6 protein-coding genes are annotated in these 26,475 nt (G+C 71.4%); 4 read left to right on the forward strand and 2 right to left on the reverse strand.

Annotation, left to right across the window (positions count from 1 at the left end; translation table 11 throughout):
* The first annotated feature begins 122 nt into the window (after positions 1–122).
* The gene (locus ACFY0T_RS45980) at positions 123–1,580 is read left to right on the forward strand and encodes a hypothetical protein (protein WP_388884522.1); all 1,458 of its coding nucleotides are present in this window, start codon (positions 123–125) and stop codon (positions 1,578–1,580) included.
* Positions 1,577–6,187 carry an FtsK/SpoIIIE domain-containing protein gene (locus tag ACFY0T_RS45985; protein ID WP_388884523.1) on the forward strand — a complete coding sequence of 1,537 codons (4,611 nt, stop codon included), beginning with the start codon at positions 1,577–1,579 and terminating at the stop codon, positions 6,185–6,187. The genes ACFY0T_RS45980 and ACFY0T_RS45985 overlap by 4 nt, the downstream gene beginning before the upstream one ends.
* 60 nt (positions 6,188–6,247) lie before the next feature.
* Here ACFY0T_RS45985 and ACFY0T_RS45990 read toward each other — a convergent pair whose 3' ends face one another.
* Positions 6,248–6,559: a WXG100 family type VII secretion target gene (locus ACFY0T_RS45990; protein ID WP_388884524.1), complete on the reverse strand. Its 312-nt coding sequence runs from the start codon at positions 6,557–6,559 to the stop codon at positions 6,248–6,250.
* Between the two features lie 38 nt (positions 6,560–6,597).
* Positions 6,598–7,521 carry a hypothetical protein gene (locus tag ACFY0T_RS45995; RefSeq protein WP_388884525.1) on the reverse strand — a complete coding sequence of 308 codons (924 nt, stop codon included), beginning with the start codon at positions 7,519–7,521 and terminating at the stop codon, positions 6,598–6,600.
* 155 nt (positions 7,522–7,676) lie between these two features.
* Between ACFY0T_RS45995 and ACFY0T_RS46000 the strand changes: the two genes are divergently transcribed.
* Together ACFY0T_RS46000 and ACFY0T_RS46005 are read left to right on the forward strand one after the other, a co-directional pair.
* Positions 7,677–23,750, forward strand: a complete 16,074-nt coding sequence (locus tag ACFY0T_RS46000; RefSeq protein ID WP_388884526.1) for a hypothetical protein — start codon at positions 7,677–7,679, stop codon at positions 23,748–23,750.
* Complete coding sequence (locus ACFY0T_RS46005; protein ID WP_388884527.1) at positions 23,747–26,437, forward strand: right-handed parallel beta-helix repeat-containing protein; 2,691 nt, start codon at positions 23,747–23,749, stop codon at positions 26,435–26,437. Before ACFY0T_RS46000 ends, ACFY0T_RS46005 begins: the two co-directional genes overlap by 4 nt.
* The last annotated feature ends 38 nt before the right edge of the window (positions 26,438–26,475 follow it).

A 26,475-nucleotide genomic window follows, 5' to 3' on the forward strand; every position in this document is an offset into this window, starting at 1 on the left:
TGAGCACACGCCTGGCATATGTGTCGTAGCCCTTCAGACATCCGGTCGTTCTCCGGTCGGCGACTTATCGAGGGGTTCTCGTGCACATCCATCAGGTGGGTCCGACGGAAGCCTGGACAACGGTGGCGCAAGCCGACCGGACGCTCGCCCTCTCCTGGGACTCGGGTGCCAGTGCCCTGATCCTCGCGCTGGCCGAACTCCTGCTGCTGATGTGGCTGTTGGGGCGCTGGCTGGTGCGCAGACAGGGCGGCCGACGCCGGGCGTGGCGCCGGCTGGCCCGTCAGGTCCGCCTGACCCTCCAGGCCTTCTCCGAGCCGGTACGCGAGTTCCTGCGCTTCCGTGCCGCCGTAAGACGACTGACCCGGCTGCTGGCGTCCGACGGGCCCGTGACCGTCGCCCGGCACGCACTCGACGGTGTCGACGCCGCCGTCCGCCCCACTGCGCCCCAGGCCTTCGGCTTCGCGGTCGCGGTCCGGCCCGCCACCCGGCGCAGCGACGGCGAGGTCGCCGTGTCCGTCGCGGGCCGGGGCCTGCCACAGCCCCGGCATCCCTGGGAGACCGGCGACGATCCGCTTGTCTGGTACGCCTCCGCGATCGACGCCGAGAGCCTGCCGCTGCCGGACACGGAGGAGACGGGTGCGACGGGGGAGACGCAGGGTGACGCAGGGGCCGGCGAGGGACTGTCGTCCGGTGCCGGCCGGGTGCTCGTGCCGCTCGGGCTGAGCGACGACGGCATGGTCTTCCTCGACCTCATGCGCGGGCCCCGCATCCTGAATGCCTACGGCGAACGCCGGGCGGTCCGTGATTTCGTCCAGGCCGTGGCGGCCTACCTCGACCTGCCGGGCGGCCCGGCCGACGTGCTCGTGGCGCGCGGAGTGCACCCCCGCTTCGACGGCCCCGACCTCGACGAATTGCTGAACTCCCTTGTGTACCCGACGTCCGACCGCACCCGGCCGGTGGTCGTGGTCTGTGCGGCGCCGGACGACGAACAGGCGGCACGGCTGGCCGAGCTGGCCGGTGCCGGGCCGCTGTGCGCCGTGGTGGTCGGACCGGTCTCCGTCCACCGCTGGGAGATCCGGGTCAACTCGCGCGGTCGTACCGAGACACCCGGCCTGGGCGTCGCGACCGACGCCGCACCGCTCGGTCCGGCCGTCGCCCGCGTCGCCCGCAGGGGTGGTACGCGGCGGCCGCGCCCCGAGGGGCCCGTGGGCGGTGCGGTCCCGCCGACGGGTGGAGCCGCGCGGTCGACGGGGCCACGGCCTCCCGTCGGTCCGCGGCCTCCCGTCGGTCCACAGGCCCCCGCCGGTCCGTGGCCTCCCGCCGTGGGTCCCGGTCCGGGGCGCCCGGTGCCGCATCCTGTCGGGTCCGGTTCCCGGCCGGGGCCGTCCCCGGCCGCTGAGACCACCGCCACCGCCTCTGCCTCCGCCTCTGCCACCGCCTCCGCCGTCCGCCCCGCCCCCGTCGCCCCGGCCATCCGCGACCTGTTCGCCGAACCGGAGATCAGCGGGGTCTCGGCGGCCGGAACTGGTGACCCCGACCTCTTCGAGAACCCCCGAGCCGAAAGGCGGAACGAGTCGTGAAGTTCCTCGTCACCACCGTGGACGACCAGCGGCGGGAGCAACGCGACGTCCTCGTCAACGCGGCCGCCGCCACCCCCGTCCGCAGGCTCGCCGCGCAGTTGTCGGCCGCGCACCGGGGCGCCGCGCCCGAGGAGGAGCCGGACGCGGTCGCCTCCGAGCAGGACATCCCGCTCTACCTCGGCGACCGGTTGCTCGACCCCGACCTCGCTCTGGCCTCCTCCGGGATCCGGGACGGCAGCACCCTCGGCCTGGGCCGGCCGGTCCCCGACGCCGCCTCGGTCTACGGCCCCACCCGCGACGCGATGCCCACGCCCAAGGCACCCGGTTCCGCCCCCGTGGTCGAGATCCAGGTGATCGGCGGCCCGGAGGCCGGGCAGGTGTACCAGCTCGGCATCGGCACCCATCTGATCGGGCCCCGGGCCGGCAGCTCCGTGCCGCTGACCGGCAGGGGAGTGCCCGAGGAGGGGCTGCGGCTGGCAGTACGTCCGGACGGTACGGTCCTCGCCGTGCTGCCCGAGGACGACGGACAGGTCCGGCTGTCGCTTCCCGAGGCCCCGCCGCCGCGCCCGCGCGCGGACGTGGTGGCACTGCCGCCCGAGCCCGACCCCGGCCCCGAGGAGCACGAGGACGACGGGCTGCCGCGCGGCTGGACGCCCTGGGAACTGGACGGTGAACTCGTCGTCGGCGAGCACCTGTTGCGCGCGGTGCGGCCCACCTTGGCCGACGCTGCCGTGGTGGCCTCGCCGAAGGCCAGCCTGGACTTCAACCGGCCGCCGCGCCTGCTGCCCCCGCTGCAGCCGGAGACCTTCCGGCTGCCCGGGCCGCCCGAACCTCCCAAGCGCCGCCCCCTGTCCTTCCTGGTGATCATCGCGCCGATGTTCATGGGCGTCGCCATGGTGTGGCTCTTCCACTCCTTCCTCTACCTGATGTTCATGGTGCTCAGCCCGGTCCTGGCCATCGGCAACTGGATCAGCGGCCGGCGCGGCGGACGCAAGGAATACCTGGAAGGCGTCGCCAACTACCGGCTGCGCCGCGCCTCGCTGGAGGCGGACGTACGGGCCAAGGTGGAGCACGAGCGGCGGGTACGGGTCGCCTCCGCGCCGGATCCGGCGGTCGTCGGGCTGATGGCCGTAGGACCCGGTGCCCGGCTGTGGGAGCGTCGGCCGTCCGACCCCGACAACCTCGTCCTGCGGATCGGCACCACCCAGCAGCAGTCGCTGCTGCAGATCGACGACGGCTCCCGCGAGGACAACCACCGCACCGCCCACTGGCAGATCCCCGACATGCCCATCGGCGTGGACCTCGCGGGCAGCCAGGTCGTCGGTGTCGCCGGTCCCGAGGAACCCGCCCGGGCGCTGGCTCGCTGGGCGGTGGCGCAGGCGGCCGTCCTGCACAGCCCGCGCGACCTGAAGATCTGTGTGCTCACCGACAGCAAGGCCGCCGACGCGTGGGAGTGGGCCCGCTGGCTGCCGCACGCCCGCTCCGGGCTGTCCGCCTCCCAGGACAACGCCCCCGTCATCCTGCTCGGCAACGACCCGGAGACCGTCGCCAACCGGGTCACCGAGCTGATCAACGTCATCCGCAACCGCAACCAGGCGCAGCAGGCCACGATGCGCGGCGCGCTGCTCAGCGAGCCCGACGTGTTCGTCGTCCTGGACGGGGCGCGCGAACTGCGGGACGTCCCCGGCATGGTGCAGGTCCTCAAGGAGGGGCCGCTGCGCGGCATCCATCTGCTGTGCCTGGACCGGGAGGAGCGCATGCTGCCGGAGGAGGCCAGCGCGGTGGTGTCCATCGCCGCGGACACCGTCACGCTGCGCCGCACCGGCCTGCCCGACATCGTCGGCATCCGCCCCGACTACGTCACCGCCGAGTGGGCCGAACGCCTGGCCCGCGGCATTGCCCCGGTCCACGACGTCACACCCGACGCCGGCGGCGGACTGCCCGACAGCGTCTCGCTGCTCGACCTGCTGGACCTGGAACCGCCCACCGCAGAGGAGGTGGGCCGGCGCTGGAGCCGCCGCCCGGCCTCCACGTCCGCGCTCGTCGGGCAGGGCTTCGACCGGCCGGTCGCCTTCGACCTGATCAAGGACGGCCCGCACGCGCTGATCGCGGGCACCACCGGCTCCGGCAAGTCCGAACTGCTGCAGACCTTCGTCGCCTCGCTGGCCGCGGTCAACCGCCCCGACGAACTGACCTTCGTGCTGGTCGACTACAAGGGCGGCAGCGCCTTCAAGGACTGTGTGCGGCTGCCGCACACCCTGGGCATGGTCACCGACCTCGACAGCCACCTCGTGCAGCGCGCGCTCGCCTCGCTCACCGCGGAACTGGTCCGCCGCGAGCACATGCTCGCCGCGGCGGGCGCCAAGGACCACCCCGAGTACCGGGCCCTGCGCCGCCGTGATCCGAACCTGCCGCCGATGCCACGACTGCTGCTGGTCATCGACGAGTTCGCCACCCTCGCCCGGGAGATCCCCGACTTCATCCCCGGCCTCGTCGGCATCGCCCAGCGCGGCCGCTCCCTCGGCCTGCACATGGTGCTGGCCACCCAGCGGCCCGCCGGCGTGGTCACCAGCGACATCCGCGCCAACACCAACCTGCGGATCTCGCTGCGCGTCACCGACGCCACCGAGAGCACCGACGTGCTGGACGTGCCGGACGCGGCGAGCATCTCCGCGGCCACGCCGGGACGCGCCCTGGTGCGCACCGGGCACCGTTCGGCGATGAGTTTCCAGACCGCCTACGTCGGTGCCGCGCGCCCACAGGACCTGGCGGAGGCTGTGGAACCTGAGGAGCGGCGGGTCGAACTCCCCGACGACGACACCGGGGTGTGGACGACCCCGCTGTCCTGGCAGGGCCTCGGCCGCCCGGTGGAGGCACCCCAGGAGACCGAGGACGAGTTCGCCCTACTCGACGACGAGGAGGGGCCGACCGATCTGATGGCGCTGGTCGACGCGCTCGTGCAGGCGGCCGAACAGTACGGCCACCAGCCGCAGCCCAGTCCCTGGCTGCCGCCGCTGGCCGACACCCTGACCCTGTCCGACCTGCCGGAACCGGCTGCCCCCACCAACGACGGACGACTGGTCCCGGTTGCCTGGGCCCGCGAGGACCTGCCGCAACTCCAGGCACAGCCACCGGTGTTCCTCGACCTGAACACCTTCTCCCACCTGTTCGTCCTGGGCATGCCGCGCTCCGGCCGCTCCCAGACACTGCGCACCGTGGCCAGCGCGCTGGCCCGCGCCAACTCCTGCGCTGACCTGCACTTCTACGCGGTCGACGCGGCCGGCGGCGCACTGTCGGCGCTGTCCGCGCTGCCGCACACCGGGGCCGTGGTGCCGCGGGCCGACCTGGAACGCCTGGGCCGGCTCCTGAACCGGCTCACCGCCGAACTCGTGCGCCGCCAAGAGCTGATGACCGCGCACGCGGCCGGGCACATCACCGAACTGCGCGCCGCGCTGCCCCCGAACCAGCGCCCCGCACACCTGATGTTGTTCATCGACGGCTGGGACACGCTCAGCGCGCTGATCGGCGAGATCGAGGAAGGCCGCATGGTCAGCCAGGTCGGCATGCTGCTGCGGGAGGGCGCGGCGGTCGGCGTGCACGTCGTCGCCACCTCCGAACGGGCCCTGATGGCCGGGCGGATCGCGGCGCTCAACGACAACAAGGTGCTGCTGCGGATGAACGACATCGGCGACTACACCATGAACGGCATCCCGCGCGAACAGGTGCCCTCCGTGATCCCGGCCGGTCGCGGCTTCCGCACCGACACCGGCGGCGAGCTCCAGGTCGCCGTGCTGCCGGGCGGCCTCAGCGGCCAGGAACAGGCCGAGGCGCTGCAGAAGATCGGCACCGAGGCGGCCGCCCGGGACCTGGGCGTGCCGGCGTCGGCGCGGCCCTTCCGCGTGGAGACACTGCCGATGACGATCGGCTTCAAGGAGGCGTACGACCGGATCGGCGCGGCCCCGCGCGGCCCGCTGACCGCGATGCTGGGCCTCGGCGGCGACGAGGTGGCCCCCGTGTGGGTCGACTTCGCCGGTGTCGCCTCCACGTACACGATCGTCGGCCCGCCCGGGTCCGGCCGCAGCACCGCGCTGCTGTCGCTGGCGGCGTCCCTGCTGCGCGCCGGGACGGGCGTAGTGGCCATCACCCCACGGGAGTCGCCGCTGCGCGGGCTGGAGGGCCATCCGAAGGCGGTGGTGCTGTCGTCGCCCGCCCCGGGCGAGGAGGAGCTGCGGACCGCGCTGGAGACGGTCGGTGGCGCCGCGGTCGTCATGGTGGACGACGCCGACCTGCTGGCCATGTCGCCGCTGGACGGCATGCTGCGGGACATCGCCTCCTCCGGCCGCGACCGGTGCGTCGGCCTGGCCGTCGCCGGTCCCGGCGAGGCGCTGGTGTCGCCGCTCAGCACCTGGATCGGGCAGGTACGACGGTCCCGCAAGGGCCTGTTGCTGTCCCCGCAGACCATCAGCGAGGGCGACGTCCTGGGCCTGCGGTTGCCGCACAACGTGGTCCGCGTCAACCGGGTCCCCGGGCGGGCCTTCACCGTCGATGAGGCGGGGTCCCTGATGACCGTCCTGGTGCCGGAGACCGTGGCCGCCGACGCCCGCTGAAGGGCATGACGCAGGAGGGGGCGCCACTCGAAGCGGCGCCCCCTCCTCACGTTCGCAGTGTCACTTGTTCGGGCCCGCGATCTGGGCGGCCATCGTCCGGTCCATGTCGTCGATCTGGGTCTTGATCGACGTGAACTGCTTGGCGAAGTCCTCGATCTTGGTGACGATCTGCGTCAGCTGGACGGTGAACTGCTCGTAGGCGCCCTGCATCGCCGGGCTGGTCTGCTGAAGCCACAGACCGTCCTGGAGGAGGTTGTCCACCGCCCCCTTCAACTGCAGCAGCTGCGGGTTGATGTTCGTCACGGCGTTGTTCAGCTGGGTGGCGACGGCGTCGATCTGGCCGTACTGGAGCTGGACGTTGTTGCTGGGCATGTGGGTTCCTCAAACTCGGGTGTGTCAATGGGGATGGGTCAGACGGTGCTGCCGACACCGGTGTTGGAGTTCTGGCTGCCGCTCGGGTCGTTCTTGTCGTTCTTGCCGTCACCGTCGGTGTCGGTGGCGTCCGGGTCGGTGTTCGTCCACTGGGGGTTGTCGGTGTTGACACCTGTTCCGGTGTAGCTGGACGTGCTGGTGGTCTTGCCGTCCTTGTCTGTTTCGGTGACGTTCCTGGTACCGCTGCCGTTCTCGTTGCCGTGCACCTCGATGACCGTCGTCGACCCGTCGGTGTGGGTGATCGTGGTCGTGTAGCTGCCGTTCTTCCCGTTGTCGGTGTGCTCGTGGTACGTCAGACCGCCGGCCCCGTCGTCGATCTTCGTGTCACTCGACGCCACCTTGCCGTCGGAGTCGAAGGTGACGTGTGACGAGTGGTTGTAGTTGTTGGTGCCGTCACCGAAGTCGTCGTTGTGCGCCTCGCCGTCGGTCGGTTCGGGGCCGGGCGGCGCGGGAGCGTCCTTGGCGTTGGGGTCGGCCAGTCGCTGCTGCTTGAGGTACTCGTGGCCGTTCTTGTCCCAGGCGTGGACGAGGATGGTCTGCTCCGTGAGGTACTTCCAGTTCTCGTAGGCCTTCTTGTTCATGTCCCAGAGGCTGTGCTTCCAGGCCACGGCCTGGGTGTTGGCGCTGGAGGCGAAGCTCGCGTCCGTCTCGAACATCTTCTGCGCGGCGAACTTGTAGGTCTGGCTGAGGGCTTCCAGCAGTTCCTTGGCGTTGTCGAACGGGCCCGTCCACTGCAGCAGGTACATGTTGACGGCTCCGAAGGCTCCGCCGAGATCGCCCTTGTGGAAGAAGTCACCCCGGCCCAGCAGCCGGGAGTCGGCGAGCTGTTCCTTGAGCCGCTCCGTGTCCTTGGCCAGCGTGTTCAGCAACTCGTAGTCGATGACCAGGTCATACCCCGGCATGTGCGCTCCATGTGTCGAAGTCAACAATCGACATGTGTGTCCGGGCCTCCGGCGAGAACACCACAGTGTTCACACTACGATGGACGCATACATGTGAACCAACCGCCCCGGCGCACTCAGCGTCATGGGGTTGTTCGACCGCGTGGAGGGGACACATGGGGCGGCCGCAGGACTGGAGCGCGCTGGGGATGCACGGCGACCCAGCACCCGGCGACCTCGACACCCTCTCGTCCCTCTACCAGGGGCTGCGGGACACCGAGACCCTGGGCAACGAGATCACCAGCGGCCTGAACCGCGTCCTCGACCAGTCGGGCAACGGTTTCGTCGGGCGGACGGCCGAGGCGGTGCGCGCGAAGATCGACGGGCACCTCAAGCAGTTCATCGACTCCATCGGCCAGTCCTTCTCCGTCGCCGCGGACGCGACCATGGCCTTCAAGAACGCGCTCCAGGACGTTCAGGCGAAGGCGGACCAGGCGCTGACGAGCGCGCAGGGGCTGTCGAAGGACGATCCGCAGCTGACAAGCCTCAAGGCTCAGGCGCACACCGCGCAGGACGAGTACAACGCCGCGGTCAAGACGTACGAGCACCGGATGAAGGACGCCGAGCACCTGATCCGGCAACCGATCGACGCCTGGCACCTGTTCCTCCAGTCGCTGGGCATCCTGGAGATCATCCTGGCCATCGTGGGCGCGTTCTTCGGCGGCTGGATCGGCATGCTCGCCTTCGGCCTCGGCATGGTCATGTTCATCAGCACACTCGTCGACTACGCCCAGGGCAAGGCGGGCCTGCTGGACGTGGCGCTCGCCTTCATCGGCATCCTCTTCCCCTCCACCAAGGGCATCAACATCGGTGGGCTGACCAAGAGCGTGTTCAACGCGCTGAAGAACCTGCCCAAGTCCATCGGCGCGGGACTGACCGGCCTCGGCGGGGCCCTGTCCCACGTTTTCACCGGCGGCCTCAGTATCCGGGGCATCTACAGCGGGGTGACGGCGCTGCCCGGGCTGGTCCTGCGCGGCCTGAACGGAGTGGCCAACCTGGCCATGAAGGGCGTCAGAATCACCGTCGCCGGGCTGAAGATGCTCGCCCAGACCTTCCGCGCCGACTTCCAGATGGCCACCGCCGGCATCAACACCACGCTCGGCAAAGTCGGCGTCTACGCCATCAGCTTCGGCAGCCGCTTCGTGCTCAGCGCCACGCTGCCGGTGGACTTCTTCGAACTCGGCATCCACGCAGGCTCCGCGTTCAAGATGGGCTTCGGAACCCGGCTGCTCGTGCCGACCGCCCACCTGTCGCAGTCGGCGCTCGGCGGCGGCCTGCACGTCGGCGCGCTCACCGCCGACCACGGCGGCCTCGCCGGGTTCACGGGCGGCATACCGCACTTCGAGAGCTTCCAGCCCGGCACCCCGCAGGGCTTCAACCCCGGTGGACTGCAAGGCCTCAACACCGGCCCCGGAGCCCAACTGGGCGGCCTGCACGGCATCACCGCCGGAGCGAACGTCGGCGGAGCGAACCTCGCCTCCCTGCACTCGCTGGACCTGGGCGCCCATCCCGGTGCCGGGGACAACCTGCTCATGGCGAACGCCGGTGGCCTGGACAGCGTGGAACACCTCACCGCCTTTGACCATTTCACCGGCTTCCAGCGCACCTCCGTCGGCCTGCTGGAGCCGCTGCCCACTCATCTGGCCGGCGTCGACCTCGCCGGGGCGCACGGCCTCTCCGGCCTGGGCTCCGGCACGCACGCCCTGCGGAGCGACCTGGGCGTCTCCGGTGCCGGCACCGGTCTGAACACGGCGCTCAGCGACGCCCTGTCCTCGGTGCGCGTGGCTACCGGCCACGTCGAGGACTTCCACGCGCTCGGCATCCCCGAGCTGCGCAGCATCGTGGACGGCGACATCTCCAACATCCGGATGACGGCGGACGGGATCAGCCTCCAGGTCGGTGCACACAGCGGCACGCCGACCACGCTTCACGTGGACTACCGGGGCTCGGGCGGCCTGACCAACGCCGAGGGCAAGCAGGTCGTGGTCGCGCCTGAGGTGCATGAGGTGCTCAGTGCGGCCGGGGTGGATGTGAAGGCGGGTGCGGTTGACGTCAAGGCCGGTGCGGTGGACGTCAAGGCGGGGGCTGCGGTCGATGTGAAGGCGGGTGCGGTTGACATCAAGGCCGGTGCTGCGGTCGATGTGAAGGCGGGTGCGGTCAACGTCAAAGCCGGTGCGGTGGACGTCAAAGCGGGTGCGGTCGACGTCAAGGCCAGCGCGGTTGACGTCAAGGCCGGTGCGATCGACGTCAAGGCGGGGGCAGTTGACGTCAAAGCCAATGCGGTCAACGTCAAAGCCGGTGCCGCAGCCGACATAAAGGCCGGCTCCGCTTCCGGCGCTCCGGCCGCCGGCGGCATCAAGGTCAGCCGCGTCGGCACGGCCGACGGGCATTCCGCCGACGGTGGCGTCAAGGCAGCCGTACACGAGCCGGACGACCTCTCCGGCGGAGCGAAGTCGCTCAACTCGCCGGAGCGGCTGACCGAAGAGCCCGCCAACCCTTCCGTCACCGCCCAGACCGACCACCTCGGCGTCTCCGCCCACGACGACCTCGACCTCCTCGGCCAGCGCAAGGGCACCGGCGACACAGCGGGTACGGCCGCCACGACCCACACCCTGACCGGCGGCCCCGGCACCCACATCACCCCCCGCCCCAACGACGTCGGCCCGGACGCGGTCGTCGTCGGCGAACACATCGCCCTGCGTCCGGCCTCCGCCCCGACACCGCAGCCGCGTCCGCACAGCGACGGCGGCCGTCCGGTGCCGTTGAGCAAGTACGAGACGGTGACCGGCGGGGCCGCGGGCAAGACCGGCGCGGATCGGCTGGCGGCCTGGGACGAGTACGAGCAGGCGCACGTCGACCTCGCCGACGCCGCACGCCAACTCGACCTCGCGGGCGGGAAACTCGGCCGGCCCTCCGAGACCGCCGACGAGGCCGGTGCCAAGCAGAGCCTTCAGCACGCCGAGATCTCCCTGGACATCGCCAAGGGAAAGATGGAGCGGCTGGGCATGGACGCCGAGGCGATCGGGAGCCATCTCGACGCGCTGGGCATCCCCGGTCCGGGCTGGTCGCCGCACGGTCACGGTCCCGCGGTGGCGCCGAACGCTCCCGTCAAGCGGCGCGGCGGCCAGCCGAACGCGGCGGCGTCCTCGTCGGCGGTTCCGGCTTCGCCCACCGTCAAGGGGGAGTTGACGAAGCTCACGGACCCGGTGCGCTTCTCGCCGCAGTTCCGTGAGCATGCGGCGAGCTACAAGCTGACGCCGGTGATGCAGTACGACGGCATGGCGAAGGGGGCGTTGAAGCCGGGTGAGGAGATCCGGTTCATCGCGACGGTTCCTTCCACCTCGGACGTCGAGTTCAAGGTGAAGGACCCCGCCACCGGGGCCGTAGTCACGAAAAACAAGCTTTTCGAGCTGGCGAAGACCTACGAGAAGGCCTTCGGCGCCGATTCCGGTCGTGGGGAGCGGCTGGGGCTCGTCATCGGTGTGAACGGCCGTCCCGGGGACGAGGCCGCGATCGAGAAGGCGATCAAGGGTTTCGCGGAGAAATGGGACAGAGAGGGCACCTATTCGGTGTCCGTGACGGGTTTCACCTGGAAACAGGGTGATCCCAAGCTGGTCGCGGCCGGCACCCAGAAGGAGATTCCGTACGGCGCGATCCGTGAGGCGATCGTCCGCGACGAACTGACGCAGAAGATGCTGACGAAGGCCGGGGCGGACGGGCCGGTCTATCTCCATATCGGTGATGCCGACGTCAAGGACATGGCGGTCGGTGGCAAACCGCTGCTGGACACCGCGACCAAGGTCATCAACGACATGAAGGTGACCACGGTCCACGAACAGACGCTTTTCCCCGAGGTCGTCAGCGGCGGTTACAAGCTCGATGACACGGCGGCGGCGACGAAGGCGGCCGATCTGGATCTGGCCGTGCGGGACGCCATGAACGAAGTCGATCCTCGTGCCGTGTATTTCCCGGAGCCGAACACGTTCCTTCGGGTCGACACCGCGAACCACGAAGGGCTTGAGGCGCAGATCCACTTCGGGATGAAGCTGGACGACAAGTGGCGGTTCGAGGCCCAGGAAGGAAAGCACCTCCTCAAGAACGTCATCGCGGCCCGCAAGGACATGTGGGGAGGCGACCTGACCAAGATGGTCCAGTTCAGGTCCGACCTCGCTCTCGTCACGGACGGTGGCCGGATCGCCAAGGACCTTCCGGATGATCTGAAGTCCCTCATGGGCGGCCTCACCCAGAGCCACGCCGACAAGAAGGTGTGGACCGACCAGGTCACCGACTATCTGCAGACGCATCACGCCGGTCTGCTCACCGCGGACCCGAATGCCGCGCGGACGCTCGCCAACCTCGCTTTCCACGACATCAGGACCGACGGCTCCGAACTCGTCACGATGGACAGCAAGGCGCTTTTCGGCGCCCACGAAAAGGACATGAAGTCCCTTCTCAAGGCGGCCAAGGGCGTGGAGGCGCCTGCCAAGGACTTCTTCAAGATGGCCGTCAACACCCGCAACGCCCTGGTCACGGAGATCAACAAGCTCGCCGTGCACGGCGTTGCCCCGAGCGCCCCCGGCGCCGTGGCGAAGGCGGTGACGGACGGGCACTTCGGCGGCGACCTGGCGAAGGCGGGGGGCGATCTGGCCTCGCACGGGTCGTGGAAGGCGGCATGGGACGCCGCCGTACCGAAGACCGTGCGCAACCGGGACTGGACGGACCCGATATCGCACCCCGGCCGTGCGAAGCCCTTCTCGGGGCCGATCCGCGACAACGCGAAATTCCAGCGCTATGTGGTCAAGACCGGGTTCGACATCCGCACGTTCGCGGTCGACGGGCACGCCGTGTCGGACCTGACGATCCGGGTGAAGCTGGCCGACGACGGCGTGCCCAAGGCCGATGCGGACGCGCTGTGGCAGCGGGCCTCGTCAGGTGTGGACAAGCTGTTCAACCAGCCGGGACACGTGCTTCCCGACGGGAGCGTGCTGCATGTGACGTTGGAGCGCGTGGATGGCCCGTTGGCCGGGCATCTGACGGTGAAGGCCGGCGAGCCGGGCTCCGGGGCGAACCAGTACCACTGGCCGCTGGACGCGTCCGAGACGGATCTCGCGCACGAGCTCGGCCACCAGCTGGGCCTGCGGGACGAGTACCGGGCCGCCGACGCGGGCCATCGCCCGGACAACAAGGCCGGCCTGATGGGGGATTACACCGAGGGTCTCAACGGCAGCGCTGTGCGCTCCTGGCATCTCCAGATGATCCAGCAGACCCTGGACGCCTACGCCGACACCGGTCACGCCCTGGCCGCAACCGCACCTGTTCCGCCGCACGCCGTGGACCTGACGGCGCCCTCGGGACCCAAGGGGAAGAAGCAGGCGGTGGCACCTCCGCCGCCGGACCCCTGGACCAGCCACGGGGACCCCGGGCGGTTCGGCAGCAACTCCGACTTCAAGCAGGCGTACGAGTACTACGAACTCCAGCCGGTGGCGCAGTACGACGGCGCCGCGAAGGGGGCCCTGAAGCCGGGGGACGACATCCGGTTCGTCGCCACCGTGCCCGTGAAGGTGGAGGACAAGGACGACCTGCTGCTGGACGTGGCGAAGAAGTACGGGGAGTCGTTCGGGGCCGAAAAGGGCTGGAACGAGCGTCTGGGCCTCGTCATCGGCCTGAACGGACGCGCGGGGAAGCAGGACCTCATCCTCGCCAAGATCCAGGAGTTCGCCAAGAAGTGGGAGAAGGAAGGCACCTTCTCCGTCTCGGTGACGGGCTTCACCTGGCGCCAGCCCGACCCCAAGAAGATCACCGTGGGGCAGGGCGAGCAGAAGGAGGTGCCGTACGGGGCGATCCGGGAGGCGATCATCCGTGACGACCTCACCCGGGACATGATCAGCAAGCTCAAGCCAGCCGGGGAGGCGAAGGGGCAGCTGTATCTGCACATCGGGGACTCGGACGTACAGGAGTTCGTCGTCGACGGCAGGCCGCTGTTCGACCGGGCCGTCACGGCCATCGAAGGGGCGAAGTTCACGTGCAAGAGCGACGGTTCGGTCCACTACCCGGAGGCGATCAGCGGCGGCTACAAGCTGCCCGCCGGGACGACCGAGAAATCCCTGGCGGGGATGAAGGCCGCGGATCTGGACCTGGCGGTGCGCGGGGCCATGGGCACGGTCGACTCCCGGGCCATCTACTTCCCCGAACCGAACACGTTCGTACGGGTCGACACGGCCGCCTACGACACCCTCGACGACGGAATCCACTTCGGCGCGGTCGACAAGAGCAAGGTGGGCGGCAAGAACCACAACGCCTTCTCCTTCGAGGCGCAGGAGGGCCAGCACCTGCTGGACAACCTCATCAAGTCCCGGCAGATCACGAACCCGGCGTGGCTCGAACACCCCGCCCAGATGGTGAAGTTCGACCCCAAGCTGGCCCTGGTCACCGACGGCGGGCGGATCGCCGACAAAATGTCCGCCGACCCGCAGAAGCTGATGAGCGGGCTCACCCAGAGCCATGCGCATCCGGGGACCTGGAAGAAGCAGATGGAGCACTATCTGACGCTCCATTACCCCGGCCTCGCGGACCAGAAGGGGATGCTCGACATCCTCCACAAGCTGGCCTTCCACGAAATCGTCTCGGACGGCACCAAGCTGACCCGGATGGACGGCGCCACGCTGACCAAGCAGGTGCTCTCCCCGGCCGAGTTCAAGCTGCTGAAGGGCCATCCGGACCTGGGCAAGTTCGCGGTCCGCACCCGTACCGCCCTGGTCGAGCACCTCAACAAACTGAACCACCACGACGAGCACGCGGCCGTCCCGAACGCCCCCACGTCGAAGAAGGTGAAGGCGCCGGCGTCGGACAAGGCGGAGAAGGCGGCGAAGTTCGAGGCGAAGAAGCCCGACGAACGGCTGCAGAAGCTGCTGTTCCAGAACGGATACGCCACCGGCGACCAGTTCGGCGTCGCCGCCGCCCTGCACAGCGACCCCAAGCTGCAGGTGCTGTTGATCCGCAACCCGCTGGACCACCGGGACCGCAGCATGGACATCCGCGACTTCTACGTGGCCAGCGGTATCGACGCGCACCGCGTCCAGGTGCGGGAGGTGACCGAGGGCCAGAACGCCAACAAGCTGCGGATGAACCACTGGCGGGACATCAACGCGTCCGTGCTGAACGACGGCGGTACGGCGCCCAGCAGCCGGCAGATGGACGAGTACGTCGTCTCGGTGAGCGCCGCCACCACCTGGGTCGGCAAACGCTTCAGCCCCGAGCTGCGCGACGCCCTGCGGACCGCGTGGCAGCTCGACGACGTCCACTTCACCCCCCAGTTGCAGGAGGCGGTGGGCGACTGGCTGAAGGGCAGGGGCGTGCCCGACGTGGCCGGGCGGGACGTCGTCGTGCTGTGGACCCGGTTCAGCGGCAAGCGCGGCGAGATCCACGTCGAGCACGACACCAGCCACACCGGCGTACGGCAGATCCTGCAGACCCTGTACCACCGGACCGCCGACCACGCGCAGCGTCCGCTCGTCGTCATCGCCGGAGACGCCTCCGCCCACTCCGGCCGGCCGAGCAAGTTCCCCGGTATCGCGGCCGAGTTCCGGGCCATAGACCTGGACGTGCACGATCTCACCGCGTTCTGGAAGAACCCCGAGGGCCTGCACACCTGGGGCGGCCACACCCGCGTCGGCCAGATGCGGCTCTTCGAGTACCTACACCGGGCCACCGACGGTCGGCTCAAGCACCTCGGCTTTCGCAGCGGCAACCTCGAAGCGATGGCGCTGTCCGGCCATCAGGTCCGCTATCTGGAGGAGCCCGGCAGCGCGGGCGGCGAGCGCATGGCCAAGTGGCACGAGGTCCCCGGCACCGGCCGGACCGCGGACAACGGCCTCGCTCCCGGCTACGAACGCCTCGTCATCGAGCACCCGCCCACCCGCTCCGGCCAGATCACCGTCGAGGTCAGAGAGCTGAAGCACGCCAAGAAGGCCGAGTACGAGGGCAAGGGGAAGCTTCCCGCGCACGTCCATGCGGAGCTCAACGACCTCACCGACGCCTACGAGCACCCGGGCTGGGTTCCCGGCGGCGGCGACCGCCCGTACGTCAGAAACCTCAAGCCTGTCGCGGCCCAGCACACCAAGGGCTTCGCCGAGAACGACGTACACAGGATCGTCGACTACCTCACCGCCCCTCACCCCGGCGAGGCCCCGGGCATCAGCCCCCACGCCCCGTCCACCGGTCACCCGGACGTACCGACGACGGACCACACGGCCTCGCCGAAGCCGCCCGAGGCACCCGGGGACACGGTTCCGGCGATTGGGGACACGGCTGCGGCGGTCGAGGGCAAGGCCCCGGCACTCGGCGGGACGGCCCCCGAAACCCCTTCCGCGCCGCAACCGGTGCCGCAGGCCCCCCTCCGGATGACCGTCTCCGGCCAGATCGGCGGCGCCGACCGGGTGTTGCCGTCCCAGGAAGCCGCCGCCACCGTCAGCCGTGACCTCGTCGCGCACTTCGACGACGTCCTCACCCCGGCCCAGCGCGACACGCTCCGCGCCGACCTCCAGGCGCAACTCGGCCGGGAGGTCTGGCCGTCGCTGTCGGCGATGACCCGCGGCGAGACCCGCAGCCTCACCATGGACGTGGCCGGCTTCAGCGGCGACATCACGGTCCGCGCCGAGGTGACGAAGGCGGAACCGGACGGCGCCTTCAAGAGCCTGGAGTTCGAGGACGGCAGCGAGTCCCTCGTCCGCGACGGCTTCCAGCGCGAGACGCGGTCGGTGGTCACCGCCGGTGTGCTCGTCAAGGGCAAGGCCGCCGCACAGACCGATCTGACGGGGCACCTGACCTCGAACTGGTCCCGCACCGAGTCGCACCGCCTGACGTCCAGCGGGCGCCAGTTCAGCCGCACCAAGACCCCGGAGCCGGCGCTGAAGTACGACGTCGAGGTCCGCCTGGAGTTCGACGTCTCCGCCGTGAGCGGCCCCGCCGGAAAGCCCCTCGGCCCGGGCACCGCCGACGGGGCGCGGGTAGGCCGGGTCGAGGTGTCGGCGAAGGTGCCCGTGGCCGTCGCCGAGGGGGATGTCCGCTCGTCGGCCGGCATGCAGCACTACCTGCCGCCGGCGCGTGTCGAGCAGACCCTCGCGCTGGGCGGCATGGACACCGTCCGCGACCTGTTCCTCGTCGACGCCGACGGCGCACGGGTCTCCGGCACCCTGCACAAGGCCCTCCTCGGCAGCGGTGCCGACCCTCACTCGCTGGAGTCGTACGGCAAGCGGGCATTCGGCGACCGCTGGCCCGCGGTCCGGGAGCTGGTCCTCGACCGCATCGGCTCTCTGGACTCCCTGCAGTACCGGCTCAAGGGCATGACGGCGGGCGAGCCGCTGGAGATCGACCTCGGTCCGGACGCGGGCAGCCTGCTGGTCACCGCCGAGGTGACGACGATGAAGCACCTGCGCAACACCGACAAGACCGAGTTCAACACCGGCTCCGACGTCACCCGGGTCCACATCCACACGTACAGCTCCGAGCACGGCGTACGGGCCGCGATGCAGGCACAGAGCGCCGACCTGCACGCCGGGCCGACCACCGTCACCGGCGTCGGGCACGGCGAGTTCGACCGCGACGGCGCGCTGACCGTGCAGGAGTCGGTCCGGACCGGTACCGCGGTCAAGATGAAGGTGCCGGGCGCCGTCTTCGACGGAGTGGCCACCCTCTCCTTCGTGCACCGCGCCGACCCCCTCGGCGCCCCGGCACCGGCGCACGGTGCCGCCTCCACCGCCGGTGACGGCCGCGCCCCCCGCCCGGCGGTGGACAACCCGCCCGGCGGACGGGCCCGGCTCGGCTTCCAGGTCCTGGTGGACGCCGCGGACGCCCGCCCGGTCCCCGAACCGGGTGTCTTTTCCGCCGCCACCCGGCCCCAGGGCCCGCGCCGGATGACGGCCCCCGCCCTCCAGGAGGGCGACCACGCCTGGCGGCCCTCGCCCGGGATCTGGGACGGGCTGCCGTCCCACACGGTCGTCCTCGACGTCCTCTCCGGCGAGGAACGTGCCCTGGGCGCCGCGCAGTCGCCCCGGCTCGCCGACCTCGTGGACGGTGCCGGCCGCGAACACTTCGGCGCCGACTGGGCCGACGTACGCCCGGCCGCGCACGACATGGCCACCCGTGAGCAGCTCGCTGCGACCCTGCCCCAGCTCACCCGGGGCACCACCGCCCGCAGCACCCCGCTGCCCACGCCCCTGCGCTCCAACGCGCAGCTGAGTCTGAGCGGTCGGCTGGAGTCGCTGGAGTACGTGCGGACCCTGGACGCCGCCGAGATCAACCTGCTCAGCGATGTCGCGGAGGAGACGGGCGGCCGACTGGGCTCGGCCTTCGGTCACGGCCAGCTGGCGCAGGGCGGTGTACAGCCGGAGCTCGGCAGCGACTTCACCCTCGCCGTGCATGCCCCCGGCGGCGGTATCGCCCACCGGTACCGCACCGCCGACGGGGTGTCCGGCGGGCACAGCAGTGTGGCCGGCGCCAAGTACCCCGAGCCGATGGCGGTGTACATCGCCACGGTCGGCGTGGACGCGCACGTCGGACGCGTCGGGGAGACCGCGACCCACGGCGGCCGGACCGACGTGCGGTTCGTCGTCGCCATCCCGAAGAGCCACACGCAGCGGTACGAGGTCACGACGGAGGGCGTGGGCAGCCAGGTCTTCCACCGACCGGACTCCGCCGCGGCCCCGCACCCCGGTTCGGCGGGCACAGCCCGGGGCGAGCTCACCGTGCGGCCGCCGCTCAGAGTGTCCGACTCGGGGCGGATCGGCAACGGTGACGCCGTACTCGAACTGCCCGGCGACCAAGTCGTCAAGGAGCTCCGGCGGCAGCTTGCCGACACGTTCGGGGAACGCTGGGACCAGGTCGAGGGCGAGGTGGCGCAGTACTTCGACTCGATCGCCCTGCAGCCCAGGACCGCCGGTCTCACCGCGGGCGACACCTGGGGCGGCAGCTTCCGGGCCGGGCCGGTGACCGCCGACATCCGGATCACCGCGGCCGACGCCAGGATGACCGAGTACCTGCGCGTCGAGAAGGACTTCGAGTTCGAACAGGGCACGGAGTCCGCCGCCGCCGCGTCCGTCCAGAAGGACTCTCACGTGCGGCGCACCCTGTGGGAGCGCGCCGGGTTCAAGGCCCCGCACGTCACCTTCACGCTCGGCCATGTGCGCCACAAGGAGTCCGTCGCCGGTCACGGCGCTGACGTCCGCGGCGGCGTCGTCGCCAAGAACAAGACCGTCGAACCGGCGGCCGTGTTCCACGGCGAGGTGACCTACACGGTCGAGGTGAAGATCTCCCACGCGCTGCCGGGCCGGGGCGGCGAGCGGACGTTCACGGTGACCAACGACGGCGAGTTCGCCTTCCCGGTCCGTGACCTGCCCGCCGACCCCACGACCGGTGCGGCCCACCGGCCCGACCAGTACCGCCGGGTTCCCGACCGCATCGCCGACTCGCTGCGGCTCAGCGCCGAGGACGTCGTCCTCGACACCCGTCCGGTGCGGGGAGAGGCGGCCGGAACCCGGCTCGTGGAGGACGTCCTGCGGCAACTCGACCCGCACGGGCCGAAGTTGTTCGGCTCGGCCGCCGATTGGAAGGCGGCACAGGCCAAGCTCGCGGAGCGGCTGCCCGCGTCGGAGTTCCAGCGCCGGCTGAAGTCGATGATGGCCGGACAGCCGTGGGTGGTCCGGGTGAACGGCCGTGAGCTGGCCATCCGCGCCAGCGTGAAGGAGATGACCCACACCGCCGACACCAAGGCCACCGAGTTCAACTCGGCCACCGTGGACGGCACGGGCGGCGGGCGTACGGAGAGCGGACCGACCGGGCCGCAGATCACCTCCGACGGCACCAACGTGACCGTCGTCGGCACCTCCGATCCGATCGGCGGCTCCCCCGCCGAGGTCTTCAGCGGCGGCACCCTCGCCCATACCACCCAGTCCGAGCACCTCGCCGACTCCTCCTCCGGCATCCGCTCCGCCGTCGGAACCAAGACCAAGGTGCCCGGCAGTGTCTACGACGGTGTCGCCCGGCTGCACTTCGAGGTCCGCGACCGCTGGCGGCCCTTCGGGCGCGGGGTCGACACCCGCGTACCGAAGGACGCGGTCGACGAACAGATCCGCTTCAAGGGACTGCGCGAGGAAGTGGCCGGGCTGCAGAGCCAGTTCGACGAGGCCTCGGCCGCCGGTCGTCCGCAGCACGAGATCGACGCGCTGAAGCAGCGGCTCGACGGTGCCAGAGCCTCGTTCGACAAGGCGCTCACGGACCACACCACACGTATCCGAGAAGCGGTCGACACCCGGCGGACCGGCCAGGGGACGCTCGGTTTCACCCCGATGACCAAGCGGACCTTCGGGGTGCGGGTGCGCAGTGTCGGCGAGGCGGAGATCGGCTTCCAAGCCCTGCTGCCGACCATCGACACCGTCAAGGTCGCCGGGCCCGACCAGGCCCGCTTCACGGCTCCCGCACTCGGCGCCGGACGGCCTCGGCCCCCCAAGCGGCCGGGCGTGGCACCCGCACAGGTCGAGGTGCCCAGACCGCCAGAGTCGTTGCTGACGCATGGCATGTCCGACGGGCAGCTCGTCCGGGACCTGCCCGACGTCCAGTCCCTGCGGGGGCTGCTCGACAGCGAGGGCGGCAAGGTGTTCGGCAGCGCCTGGTCGGACGTCACCCGGACCGGGCAGCGGCGCGGCGAGCTGGTGATGGGCGGATTCACCAAGGACCGGCTGATGGCCGCGCTCCCGGAGCTGACCCGTGGCGGCGAGCTGCGGAGCGAGTCGTTCCGGGTGCACGGCCGTGAGGCGTGGGTGTCGGTCAGGGCGGACCTGCTCGGTCTGACGCACACGCGCCCCGAACCCAAGGCCGAAGTCGCCCTCGCCACCGAGAAGACCTATGTGTTCGGCCGACGCGACCTGCATTCGCGGCAGTTCTTCCTGCTGGGCCAGGTCGGCGCGGTCGCCGGCACCCTGGAGAGCAAGCTGGGAGCCGCGGTGACCTTCGGCGGCGGCTTCCGGCGCCGCACCCGCGGCGACCAGTTCACGGGCGGCCGTACCTTCACCAACGCCAAGATCCCGACGCCGCTCGAACACTACGACGGCCACGTCGAGTTCACCTTCACCTTCCACCACGGCGGCACGCACACCGAGGCCTCGGGCGTCGTCCCGGTCGGCGTCTCGGTACCGTCGGCGCAGATCACCGAACACGTGGTGGTCGACCAGGGCCATGTCTTCACCCGGCCGGCGTCGGCGGATCATCCGCCGGCCTCGGCGGAGCACCCGCCGGTGCGGACGGAGACGCCCGGGCACACGGAGACGCCCGGGCACACGGACAGCACCGCGGTCAGGACCGCCGACAGCACTGCGGACAGCACCGCGCACAGGACCACGGACGGCACCGCGCACAGCTCCGCACCGCCGGCCAGTGAGGATGTCACCGACGCCGACACACTCGCCGCCGGCCCCCTCGACAAGGGCAAACAGCGGGCCGAGTTCACCGTGGACGAGCACGAGGCCATCGACGCGGGCGCCGCGCTCAGCGACGCCCGGCGGCTGCGGGCCGAGGCCGAGCGCGTGCTGAGCGAGATGAAGGAGCGGCAGGACACCGGTGTGGGCGGCGTCGCCGACAGCGACGGCACCCGGCGTGCGCTGGCCCAGGCGCAGTTGGAACGGGCCGAGGCCGCCGAGACCCTGGCCGAGGCCCACTGGTCCGAGGTGACGGGCGGCAGGCCGCTTCCGGTCGCGGTCAGCCGTGAAGGGTCCGTGCCCGGACTCGGTGGCGGGGCGCCGCACTGGGCGCGGTCGCCGAGAAGCGGTGCGCGCGGTGCCGCCGCGAGCGGCGTGCCGTCCAGCGCCGAGGGCTCCGTGGGCCGCGTTGCTTCCGTCGAGCACATCCCGTCCGCCAGCCACGTCGTCTTCGACACCGAGGACGGGGAGGGCTACGCCCTGGTCCCCGGCGGCCCCGACCTGACGGTGGCGCACTGGGTGAGCGACCCGGCGTCCGCCCACGGCCGGCCCGCCGATCCGGCCACCGGCGAGGAGGCGTACGCGGGGGACATCGCCGTACAGCGGCAGCTGCTGGAGCAGGCACTGACGGCCGCCGAGGAGACCTCCCAGCTGAAGAAGGTGCTCCAGCGGCAGGTGACCTCCTTCGAGGAGGACGTGCGGTTGTTCCGCGTCCTGGAGGAGCGGACGTCCCTGCGGAAGCTGGCGCCCGCTCAGCTCGTCGCGGTGGTGCTGGCCGAGCGGCGGGCCCTGCGCACCCTGTCGGTCGACTGGGAACGGCTGACCGCCAACCTGCTGGACGGCCACGGCAGTTGGCGTTGGGCCCGGCCCTATCCGTTCGACGAGGAGAACCTCGGCCGGTTCGTCCAGCGGGTGCACCGGCATCTGCTGGCGGACCTCTCGCTCACGGTCAACATCGATCTCGGCGCCCGGGTGGGCGACGGCACGCTGCTGGACGCGATGATCGGCGACGAGCGCCTGCTGCGCAACGTGTGGGAGGTCGTCCCCGGCTACTCGCGGTACTTCGAACGGCGTGGTGCCGCCGAGGAGGCGATGGGCTACCCCGCGAGCGTCAAGCGGACCACCCACGCGTCCGGGATCTACCCGGCCAGGCCCGGCCTGGACGCCTGGGACGAGTCCTTCGCCCCGACCCCGGCGGACCGCGCGGACCTGCCGAACTACGCCGCGCTCACCTCGCAGCACCGGCCGCGCGGCCTGAGCCTGTACGGAAACGCCGTCTTCCACCTCAAGCGCGACCTGGTGGAGCGGGCCACGTTCACCCCCGGGGACAGCTTCAGCCCGGGGCGGCAGGGCGCCCGCAGCATTACCGGCTCCGGCAACCTGCTGCCGCTGCTGAACCACGGCCCCGACCGAGTGGTCCGGCTCGCCTTCGCCGAGGCGACCGGCTTCCGCTACGACGAGGAGTTCCGGCTGCTGCGGGACGCCGGGGAACTGGAGCGCCACCTCGTCGGGTTCTTTGAGGTCCAGCTGCACGGCGGGGTGCGCTGGGAGGACGTGGAGCGGGTCGTGCTCGTCCGGGAGGGTGGTACGCCGGCGCATCAACAGCAGGCGCGGCTGGAGCGGTTCGCCCAGGAGGCGGGGCTCGGGTTCACCGTCGAGATACTCGAACCCGGAGCGGTCAGGCCGACCGCCCTCGCGCCGGAGAAACCCGCCGGGGATGGCACACTTGTGTCAACACACACCGACGCGACCGCGTCGGACGACGTGTTCACGGCGCACACCTCGGTCGCGGAACCGACACCTGCCCGGGGTAAGGTCGCCACCGGAACACATGTCACTGTCGAGGAGGAGGCCGTGCCGGTCAGGACACCTGAGGTGGCCGGAACGGCACACCCGGACCCGGCGGAGGCGTTCGAGGCCGTCCGGCAGCAGCACCCGGAGGCCCTGGTGCACACCGGACGCTGGACGATGTGGGGCCACGACGGAGACACACCGCACACCTCCGCGTACGCGATCGAGAACGGCGCGCTCGGGCTGCGAGGTGTTTTCGTGCCGCCGTCCGCGGACGGGGGTGTCGGCGCCTGGCACTGGTATCTGCCCGGACACCGTGGGCCGGTGGCCGTCACGCCCCTGAGGCTGCCGACGTCGGCGACAGCGCACAGCGCCACCACGGCGCCCGCGCGGATCGCCGCCGAGGCGGCCGGTCCCCTCGTATCGGCGTTCGAGGCCGCGCCCTGGAGCGCCGGCCTGCACTGGCGCGCGGACGACGAGGAGCTGTACGTGTTCGGACCCGCGGGGGCGGAGCACCCCGCCGCCGTCTTCGCCGACGGGCTGCGCCCGCCGGGCGGCCAGCTGGTCCACGTGGCGGCCCACGTCGGCGACGGCGACGCCCCGGACAGCGCCTGGCTCACCGCCACCCGGAAGATCGGCTGGCTGCGGGACCGCGCCGCCGCCGTCGGGGACGCGGACGCGCCCGAACTGCTGGGCCGCTACGGCTGGCGGTACGACATCGCCGCGCCCGGCGGAGTCGACGTCGCCGCAACGCTCGACCTGGCCGCTCCGCACCCGGAGCGCGCCGAGGTGCTCTACCCGGGCGGGGTGGACGGCCGCCACATCCGCGGCGCCCAGCGGCTGGACACAGGCCGCCCGGTCGGCCCCTATGTGACCAACCCCGGGTTCGTCGAACCCGGCCGCCCCGTAGCAGCGGAGGGAACCGGACGGTGAGCCCCGTCATCCATCACGTGCGGCCGAACGCGCGCCGTGGCGCCTTCCGTACTCTCGCCGACGCGGTGCGGGCGGCGGACAACGAGGACGAGATCCGGATCGCCCCGGGCGAGTACGCCGAACGGCTGCTGGTCGACCGCGCGGTGACGCTGGTCGCCGAGGAAGGCCCCGGCACGGTACGGCTGACGCTGGTCGCCCCGGGACTGCCGGCGGTGGAACTGTCCGCCTCCGCGACCGTGCACGGCCTCGTCGTGCTGGGCGCGGACCCGTCCCGGCCGCTGGTGCTGGTGACGGCGGGCACCGTCGAGCTGCGGGACTGCGACATCGCCGGCGGCCGGGTGGAGGCCGTGCACGCGGCCTCACTGCGCATCACCCGCAGCGTGATCCGGGAGGCGGCACTGGCCGGCGTGCACGCCGACACCACCGGCTCGCTGTGGCTGACCGACACCCTCGTCACCGGTATCGAGGGCACCGGCGTCGTCGTCTCCGGTACCGCGACCGCGCACCTGACCGACTCGACGGTCCGCGCGGTCGGCGGCTCCGGAATCCGGGTCCGCGGCGAGGCCACGGCCGTGCTGCGGCGCTGCGCCGTCGACCAGCCGGGCCGCAACGGACTCCTCGTGGAGGAGCGGGCAGCCGTGGTGCTGGACGAGTGCCGGCTCAAGGACGCGGCGGCCGAGGCCGTACGCGTACTGGGCTCCGCACCCCGCGCCGAGGACGACGACAGCGGCGGCGTGCGCATCACCGGGGGCGAGGTGACCGGCGCCGGTGCCGCCGGGATCCTCGCCGCCGGCACTGGGGACGTCCTGGTGTCGACGTGCTCCGTCCGCGACAGCGCAACGGCCGGCGTCTCTGCCGACGGCAGCGCGCGCCTGGAGCTGGTTGACTGCCGGATCAACGACTCCGGCGCCTCCGGAGTGGTGGTGCGCGGCTCGGCCCGGGCGGTCGTCACCGACACCACCGTGCGCGGCGCGGAGGGCAACGGCATTTTGGTCGGCGAGCGGGCCGAGGTCCGGGTCACCGGCGGCGCCGTGCGGGACACCTCCTACAGCGCCGTCCACGTCGCGGGCGAGGCCACGGCCGGACTCGCCGCCCTGCGGGTGGAGGACACCCCCGAGTACGGCATCGGCGTCACCGAGCGCGGCCGGCTGACGGTGGAGGACTGCCGGCTCACCGGCTGCGGACTGTCCGGCCTGCACCTGGACGGGTACGCGGCGGCCACGGTCGACGGCGTGACGGTACGCCGCAGCCGCAACGGCGTCACCGCCCAGTCGCAGGGCGAGGTCCAGATCAAGGACGCCCGGATCGTCGACGTCGAACGCGCCGGACTCACCTGCGGCCCCGACAGCGCCCCGGAGTTCACCGACTGCCGGGTCAGCGGCGCGGGCACGGCCGGGATCGTCGTCGCCGAGAAAGCGGCGCCGACGCTGCGCGGCTGCGCGGTCTCCGGCACCGCGGGCTCCGGGCTCGTGGTGGCCCGCGACGGCGCCCCGACGGTACTGCGCACGACCGTGAAGGACACCGGGAAGAACGGCCTGTTCGTCGGCGAGGGCGGCAAGGGCCGGTACGAGGACTGCGTGCTGTCTGCCACCGCCTACCCGGCCGTCCACGTCGGCGCCGACGCGCACCCCGTGCTGCGCAACCTGCTGGTGACGGACGCCGAGGAAGACCTCAGCGTCGACGAGGGCGCCCGCCCCGAGGTGGACGGCTGTGTCTCACGGGACGTCAAGAACGCGGTGTGGCCCGCCCCCGGCACCGCCGCGGGACCGGTCTCCACCGGCGTCCCGGCGACCGCGGCGGCGGGAGCGCGGGGCGCGGCGGGCGGTGCCGCAGACGACGCCGCCGCGTCCGCCGACGGCGCGGAGACGGTCCCCGAGGAGAGCCTTGAGGACCTGCTCGCCGAGCTGGACGTGCTCGTCGGTCTGGAGCGGGTCAAGAACGACGTGTCGTCGCTGGTGAAACTCATGCAGATGGTCCGGCGCCGGGAGGAGGCGGGGCTCGCGGCACCGCCGCTCAGCCGGCACCTGGTCTTCGCGGGCAACCCCGGCACCGGCAAGACGACGGTGGCCCGGCTCTACGGCCGCATCCTCGCTGCGGTCGGCCTGTTGGACCGCGGCCACCTCGTCGAGGCGGACCGCTCCTCGCTGGTCGGCGAGTACGTCGGCCACACCGGCCCGAAGACCCAGCGGGTGTTCGAGGAAGCGATGGGCGGTGTGCTGTTCATCGACGAGGCGTACTCGCTGACCCCGGCCGCCGGTTCCAACGACTTCGGGCACGAGGCCATCGCCACGCTGGTGAAGCTGATGGAGGACCACCGCGACTCGGTGGTCGTCATCGTCGCCGGATACCCCGACGAGATGGAGCACTTCATCGACTCCAACCCCGGTCTCGCCTCCCGCTTCAGCCGCACGCTGCTCTTCGAGGACTACGACACACCCGAGCTGGTGAACATCGTCGAGCACCATTCCGAACGCCACCAGTACCGGCTGACGGACTCCGCCCGCGAGGCGCTCGCCGCGTACTTCGAGGCGACACCGCGCGGCGAACGGTTCGGCAACGGCCGTACCGCCCGCCAGACCTTCCAGGCCATGACCGAGCGCCAGGCGTACCGGGTGGCGGAGATAGCGGCTCCGGACGAGACCGACCTGATCACGCTGCGCCCCCAGGACCTGCCCGAGTGGCCCTGACCCTGTTCGCCCACGACTCCTGCATTCGGAGAGAGTTA

Source organism: Streptomyces sp. NPDC001530 (assembly GCF_042894545.1).
In the GTDB taxonomy this organism is placed as follows: Bacteria; Actinomycetota; Actinomycetes; order Streptomycetales; family Streptomycetaceae; genus Streptomyces.